General features: G+C 73.3%; 5 protein-coding genes. 3 read left to right on the top strand and 2 right to left on the bottom strand.

Features of this window, described 5'->3' with window-relative positions; translation table 11 throughout:
* From ACSNOG_RS13480 to ACSNOG_RS13470, 3 genes are all read left to right on the top strand, one after another.
* Window positions 1-366 (top strand): hypothetical protein (locus tag ACSNOG_RS13480; RefSeq protein ID WP_436752865.1); only part of this gene is annotated, 366 nt, incomplete at its 5' end.
* A 169-nt stretch (window positions 367-535) separates the two neighbouring features.
* Window positions 536-2,593, top strand: a complete 2,058-nt coding sequence (locus ACSNOG_RS13475; RefSeq protein WP_436752864.1) for a phosphocholine-specific phospholipase C — start codon at window positions 536-538, stop codon at window positions 2,591-2,593.
* 270 nt (window positions 2,594-2,863) lie between these two features.
* Window positions 2,864-5,491, top strand: a complete 2,628-nt coding sequence (locus tag ACSNOG_RS13470; RefSeq protein ID WP_436752863.1) for a SpoIIE family protein phosphatase — start codon at window positions 2,864-2,866, stop codon at window positions 5,489-5,491.
* 127 nt (window positions 5,492-5,618) lie between these two features.
* Here ACSNOG_RS13470 and ACSNOG_RS13465 read toward each other — a convergent pair whose 3' ends face one another.
* Together ACSNOG_RS13465 and ACSNOG_RS13460 are read right to left on the bottom strand one after the other, a co-directional pair.
* Entirely contained in the window at window positions 5,619-5,786 is a 168-nt protein-coding gene (locus tag ACSNOG_RS13465) for a CsbD family protein (protein ID WP_436752862.1), read from the bottom strand.
* A gap of 84 nt (window positions 5,787-5,870) precedes the next feature.
* A complete protein-coding gene (locus ACSNOG_RS13460) occupies window positions 5,871-6,506 on the bottom strand; it encodes a LysE family transporter (RefSeq protein WP_436752861.1) in 636 nt (211 codons plus the stop codon).
* Window positions 6,507-6,622 lie beyond the last annotated feature (116 nt).

The raw sequence follows: 6,622 nt of genomic DNA, 5'->3' as shown, positions 1-6,622 counted from the left end.
CGCATCGACGCCGTCATGCAAACACCCGACAACCGCAACCAGTACTGGATCTTCTCCGGAAACCAATACGCCCTCATCGAAGTCGCCGACGGAAGCCACTCCGACAAACAGATCACCGGACCCCGCCCGCTCACCAACTGGACGAGCCTCGAAGGACTCACAGGAACTCCACAGCGCATCGACGCCGTCATGCAAACACCCGACAACCGCAACCAGTACTGGATCTTCTCCGGAAACCAATACGCCCTCATCGAAGTCGCCGACGGGACCCGCTCCGACAAGCAGGTTCGGGGACCCCGCTCGCTGAGCGACTGGAAGGGCAGTTTCCGGCGCGCAGAAGAACGCGCGCGCGACGGGGCGCGGTAGAGGAGCAGGAGACTCCCCCGTCGCAGAGGCTCCCCATCTCCCGTGTCGTCCGCTACGTTCGCCTCGCGTACCGCCCCCCGTCACACCGGCGACACGGCCCCTTCCCCGGCGCTCGCTGCTCTTGGAACACCCGGCTTCCCGTCCCGACTCCCAAGAGGTCCTCACTTCCATGCCTGAACTGAACCGGCGGCGATTCCTCCAGATCGCCGGCGCGACCGCGAGTTACGCGGCCCTGTCGAGCAGCATCGACCGTGCCGGCGCCATCCCCGCGCACCGCAGCACCGGCACGATCCAGGACGTCGAGCACATCGTCGTCCTGATGCAGGAGAATCGTTCCTTCGACCACTACTTCGGCACACTGAAGGGCGTACGCGGCTTCGGCGACCCCCGCCCGGTGTCCCTGCCGAGCGGCAAGCCGGTGTGGTACCAGTCGGACGGGTCCAAGGAGGTGCCGCCCTACCACCCGGACGCCGAGAACCTCGGCATGCAGTTCATCGCGGGCCTCAACCACGACTGGGCGGGCGGGCACAAGGCCTGGAACAACGGCCGGTACGACCAGTGGCTGCCCGCCAAGGGCACGGGCACGATGGCCTACCTGACACGTCAGGACATCCCCTTCCACTACGCGCTCGCCGACGCGTTCACCGTGTGCGACGCCTACCACTGCTCGTTCATCGGGGCCACCGACCCCAACCGCTACTACCTGTGGACCGGCCACACGGGCAACGACGGCAAGGGCGGCGGGCCGGTCCTCGGCAACGAGGAGGCCGGATACGACTGGACGACCTACCCCGAGCGGCTGGAGAAAGCCGGCGTCTCGTGGAAGATCTACCAGGACGAGGGCGACGGCCTGGACAAGGCCGGCTCCTGGGGCTGGATCGAGGACGCCTACCGCGGCAACTACGGCGACAACTCCCTGCTCTACTTCAACAACTACCGCAACGCCAAGCCCGGCACCCCCCTCTACGAGAAGGCGCGCACCGGCACGAACGTCAAGAAGGGCGACGGTTACTTCGACGTCCTCAAGGCCGACGTCAAGGCCGGCAAACTGCCGCAGATCTCCTGGATCGCGGCGCCCGAGGCCTTCTCGGAACACCCGAACTGGCCGGTCAACTACGGCGCCTGGTACATCTCGCGGGTCCTGGACGCCCTGACCTCCAACCCCGAGGTGTGGAGCAGAACGGCCCTGTTCATCACGTACGACGAGAACGACGGCTACTTCGACCACGTCCTGCCGCCGTTCCCACCCGCCTCCGCCGACCGGGGCGCCTCCACCGCGGACGCCTCGCTCGACGTCTTCGCCGGGAACGCCCGCTACGGCGCCGGGCCCTACGGCCTGGGCCAGCGCGTGCCCATGCTCGTGGTCTCCCCCTGGAGCACGGGCGGCTTCGTGTGCTCGGAGGTCTTCGACCACACCTCCGTCATCCGCTTCATGGAGCGCCGCTTCGGGGTGCGCGAGCCGAACATCTCGCCGTGGCGGCGGGCCGTCTGCGGCGACCTGACCTCGGCCTTCGACTTCCGCCTCGCGGACGCGCGGCCCGCCGCGCTGCCCGGCACCGCGGCCTACGAGCCGCCGGACCGCAAGAGGCACCCGGACTACGTCCCGAAGCCGCCGTCCGGCTCCTCCCTGCCCAAGCAGGAGAAGGGGTCGCGGCCGGCGCGCCCGCTGCCGTACGCCCCGCTGGTGGACGGGGCCGCGGCCCCGTCGACCGGGCGCTTCACCCTCACCTTCGGCGCAGGGGAAGCCGCGGGCGTGTGCTTCACCGTCACGTCCGCGAACCGCACGGACGGCCCGTGGACGTACACGGCCGGAGCGGGCAAGCAGCTCTCCGACACCTGGAACACGGCGTACTCGAAGGGCGTCTACGACCTGTCGGTCTTCGGCCCGAACGGCTTCCTGCGCACCTTCCGCGGGCCCGGCAAGGCCGCCGGCCCGGAGGTGACCGCGCGCCACGACGCCCGCACGGGCGGTGTCAGCCTGACGATGACGAACGCGGGCACCACCGACTGCCACCTGACGGTCACCGACGCGTACGGTGGGAAGAGCGAGACCTTCACGGTACGCGCGGGCGGCCGGCTGGTCCACGCGGTGGACCTGCGCCGCAGCAAGCGCTGGTACGACCTGAGTGTGGTCTCGGACGCCGACGGGACCTTCCTGCGCCGCTTCGCCGGGCACGTCGAGACCGGCGAGAGTGGAGTGAGCGACCCGGCCATCGCCACGGCCTGAGGCCCGGGCCCGAGCTGGTCCGGCGGCGGGTCCGGAGGGTGGCCCCGGCGCCTCCCGGGCCCCCTTCGGCGGCCGGAAGGGGCCGCCCGGCTGCGGCTCCCGTTCGCGCTGCGGAAGAGAGCGGGGTAGACATGGGATATGGCCCGAAACCGGGACCGCTCCTCGGGGCCCTCGGGCCGCTGGTTCACCGGTCGGCGCCGAGACAGCACGCGTGAGCCGGGGCAGTCGCGCAACGGCTCGCGAGGGCCGTCGGCCGGACGTCTCCGGTCGATGGTGCGCAGCCGCAGCGTCGCCGGTCAGATGTTCCTGCTGCAGCTGCTGATCGTCCTGCTGCTCGTCGTCGCCGCGGTGGTCACGTTGGTGCTCCAGGCGCGGAGCGACAGGTTCCAGGCGGCGCGCGACCGATCGCTCGCCGCCGCGCAGTCGTTCGCCCACAGCCCCGGGCTGGTGGCGACCCTGCGGAGCCCGGACCCCAGCAAGGTGCTCCAGCCGCTGACCGAGGCCGCCCGCAAGGAGGCGGGCGTCGACTTCGTCGTCGTGACCGACCGCAACGGCAAGCGCTACACGCACCCCCGGCCCGAGCTCATCGGCAAGCAGTTCATCGGCACCATCGCCCCCTCGCAGGCCGGCCACGTCACCATCGAGAGCGTCCACGGCCCCCTCGGCGAGGAAGTGCAGGCCGTCGTGCCCGTGCAGGACGACCACGGCACCGTCGTCGGCCTCGTCTCCTCCGGGGTGAAGGTCAGCTCCGTGAGCAGCGCGGTCGACCGGCAGCTGCCGCTCGTGCTCGCCGCCGGCGGCGCCGCGCTGGCCCTGGCCACGGGCGGTGCGGCCCTGGTCAGCAGACGTCTGCAGCGCCAGACGCACGGCCTCGGCCCGGCCGAGATGACCCGGATGTACGAACACCACGACGCGGTCCTGCACGCGGTGCGCGAGGGCGTCGTGATCGTCGGCGACGACGGCCGGGTGATGCTCGCCAACGACGAGGCGCGCCGGCTCCTGGGCCTGCCGCAGGACGTGGAGGGGCGGGCCGTCGCCGAGCTCGACCTGGAGCCCCGGATGGCCGAGCTGCTGGGGTCCCGGCGCGTCGCCAACGACGTGGTGCTGCCCGTCGGGGACCGGCTGCTGGCCGTGAACAACCGTCCCACCGACCGCCGGGGCGGGCCGCCGGGCAGCGTGGCGACCCTGCGGGACTCCACCGAGCTGCGCGCCCTCGCGGGCAAGGCCGAGGCCGCGCGCGAGCGGCTGAAGCTGCTGTACGACGCGAGCGTGGACGTCGGGACGACCCTCGACGTCCAGCGCACCGCCGAGGAGCTCACGCAGGTGGCCGCGCCCCGGTTCACCGACTACGCCACCGTCGACCTGGCCGAGCCCGTCCTGCGCGGCGACGAGCCGCGCGCGGGCGTCGGCAGCGACGCGCCCGAGCTGCGGCGGGTGGCGCTCAGCGGCGTCAGCGACGACCATCCGCTGTACCGGGCGGGCGAGCTGCACCGGTTCGCCTCGCCCACCCCGCAGGCGACGGGGTTCGTCAGCGGGCACGCCGTCCTCGTAGCGGACCTGGCGGCGTCCTCCGGCTGGCGCACCCAGGACGTCGAACGGACGCAGGCGATACTGGACTACGGCTTCCACTCCCTCATCACCGTGCCGCTCAAGGCGCGCGGCGTGCTGATGGGCATCGCCAACTTCTGGCGGGCGGGGGACAGCCCCACCTTCGAAGAGGACGACCTGTCCCTGGCCGAGGAGCTGGCGGCGCGGGCCGCCGTGTGCATCGACAACGCCCGGCGCTTCACGCGCGAGCACGCCATGGCCGTAACGCTGCAGCACAGCCTGCTGCCGCGCGGCCTGCCCGAGCAGAACGCCCTCGACGTCGCCTACCGCTACCTGCCGGCCCAGGCCGGGGTGGGCGGCGACTGGTTCGACGTGATCCCGCTGCCGGGGGCCCGGGTGGCGCTGGTCGTCGGCGACGTCGTCGGCCACGGCCTGCACGCCGCCGCCACGATGGGCCGCCTGCGCACCGCCGTGCAGAACTTCTCCGCCCTGGACCTGCCGCCCGACGAGCTCCTCGGACACCTCGACGAGCTGGTCGGCCGCATCGACCTGGAGTCCGCGGGGATGGGCGGAGAGGACGCGATCGCGGGCGCGACCTGCCTGTACGCGATCTACGACCCGGCGACCGGCGTCTGCGCCATGGCGCGGGCCGGCCACCCGCTGCCGGCCGTCGTCCACCCCGGGGGCAGGGTGGAGTACCCCGAGCTCCCCGCCGGGCCGCCGCTGGGCCTGGGCGGGCTGCCCTTCGAGGCCGGGGAGCTGCGGCTGCGCGAGGGCAGCAGCCTCGTCCTCTACACCGACGGGCTCATCGAGGACCGCAAGCGGGACATCGACGCCGGGCTCGCCATCCTCACCTCCACGCTCTCCCGGCCCGGGCGGACGCCGGACGAGACCTGCGAGGACGTGCTCGACGCCCTGCTCCCGGCCCGGCAGCGCGACGACATCGCCCTGCTCGTCGCCCGCACCCGCTGCCTCGACCCCGACCGGACCGCCGAGTGGGAGCTGCCCTCCGACCCCGCGGTCGTCGCGCGCGCCCGCGCCGACGTCACCCGGCAGCTGACCGAGTGGGGTCTGGACGAAGCCGCGTTCACCACCGAGCTGATCCTGAGCGAACTGGTCACCAACGCCATCCGCCACGCCTCGGGCCCGGTCCGCGTCCGCCTCGTGCGCGACCGCGCCCTGATCTGCGAGGTCGCCGACGGCAGCAGCACCTCACCCCACCTGCGCTACGCCGCCGCGGAGGACGAGGGCGGCCGCGGCCTGTTCCTCGTCGCCCAGCTGGCGGAGCGCTGGGGGACGCGCTACACGCCGGAGGGCAAGGTGATCTGGGCGGAGCAGCCGCTGGCGTGACGGGCGAAGGCGCGGGCACCGCGCGCGGCATGGGAACGGCGCGGGGCGTAGGCGCGGCGCGGGCACAGTGAAGGACGGGCCGGTCGCTCCGGCCCGTCCTTCGGGTGCTGCAGGCGCCTGGGCGCGCTCAGCGGTCGCGCAGGTTCTTCCTGGCTTTCTCCGCGGCGTCCTGGGCCTTGCCCGAGACCTTCTCGGCACGGCCCTCGGCCTCCATGCGCCGGTTGCCCGTCACGTCGCCCGCGGTCTCCTTCAGCTTGCCCTTGACCTGCTTGGCCTTCGCCTTGCCTTTGCCCATGACCGGGCCTCCCTGTCTGTGCGGTGAACGGGGGTTTCCCGGAATCCACCCTGTGCCGGGCCCACCGGGTCCGCAACCGCAGCCTCACGGGCCCGTGACCAGCAGGCGTACGGCCAGGGCGGCGACGAGGGCCGTGGACAGCAGGGCCGTGCCGAGCCGCCCGCGCGGGCCCGCCAGGAACCGTCCGAGGACCGTGCCGCCGCCCGCGAGCAGCAGCTGCCAGCCGGCGGACGCGACGAACGCGGCCAGGACGAAGACCGTCTCGTCCGGGCGAGTGGCCGTGGCGGCCGTGGCGCGGGCGCCGAGCACGAGGGCCGTGAAGTACACGACGGTGGCGGGGTTCAGCAGGGTGACGCCCAGCAGCGTGACGTACGCGCGGAGCGGCCCGGGCGGGGTCCCGCCGGCTCGGCCGGACGGCTGACGCCCGCGGTACCGGGCGACGGCGGTGACACCGGTGCGGGCGGCGAGTGCCAGGAGGACGAGCGCGGAGGCCCGGCGCAGCGGCGTCTCGGCCGCCTGGACGGCCGGGGCGAGTGCCGCGCCGCCCGCCACCGCGATCAGCGCGTAGAGGCCGTCGGCCGTGGCGACGCCCAGAGCGGCGCACGCCCCGGTCCGCCACGGCACCCGGGAGGACAGGGCGACGAGATAGGCCCCGACGGCGCCGACCGGCACGGCGATGCCGAACCCGGCGACGAGCCCCGCGACCAGCGCGCCGCTCACGCCGGGAAGGGCGTCGGCCTCTCCGCGGCCCCGGCCTGCTGCTGTCGGCCACGCACGGGGACGGCGGTGACGGACGGCAGCGGCGGAAGGGCGCGGCGTGAGGTCATGACCCGATC

Source organism: Streptomyces sp. URMC 124 (genome assembly GCF_051386455.1).
In the GTDB taxonomy this organism is placed as follows: Bacteria; Actinomycetota; Actinomycetes; order Streptomycetales; family Streptomycetaceae; genus Streptomyces.
Note: the sequence above shows the minus strand (reverse complement) of the source record. Positions and strands in the feature narration are given on the sequence as shown.

Bases quoted from the DNA above. Each gene is read 5' to 3' on its own strand.
- ACSNOG_RS13470 (WP_436752863.1), top strand. From the start codon at position 2,864: ATGGTGCGCAGCCGCAGCGTCGCCGGTCAGATGTTCCTGCTGCAGCTG.
- ACSNOG_RS13465 (WP_436752862.1), bottom strand. From the start codon at position 5,786: ATGGGCAAAGGCAAGGCGAAGGCCAAGCAGGTCAAGGGCAAGCTGAAG.
- ACSNOG_RS13475 (WP_436752864.1), top strand. From the start codon at position 536: ATGCCTGAACTGAACCGGCGGCGATTCCTCCAGATCGCCGGCGCGACC.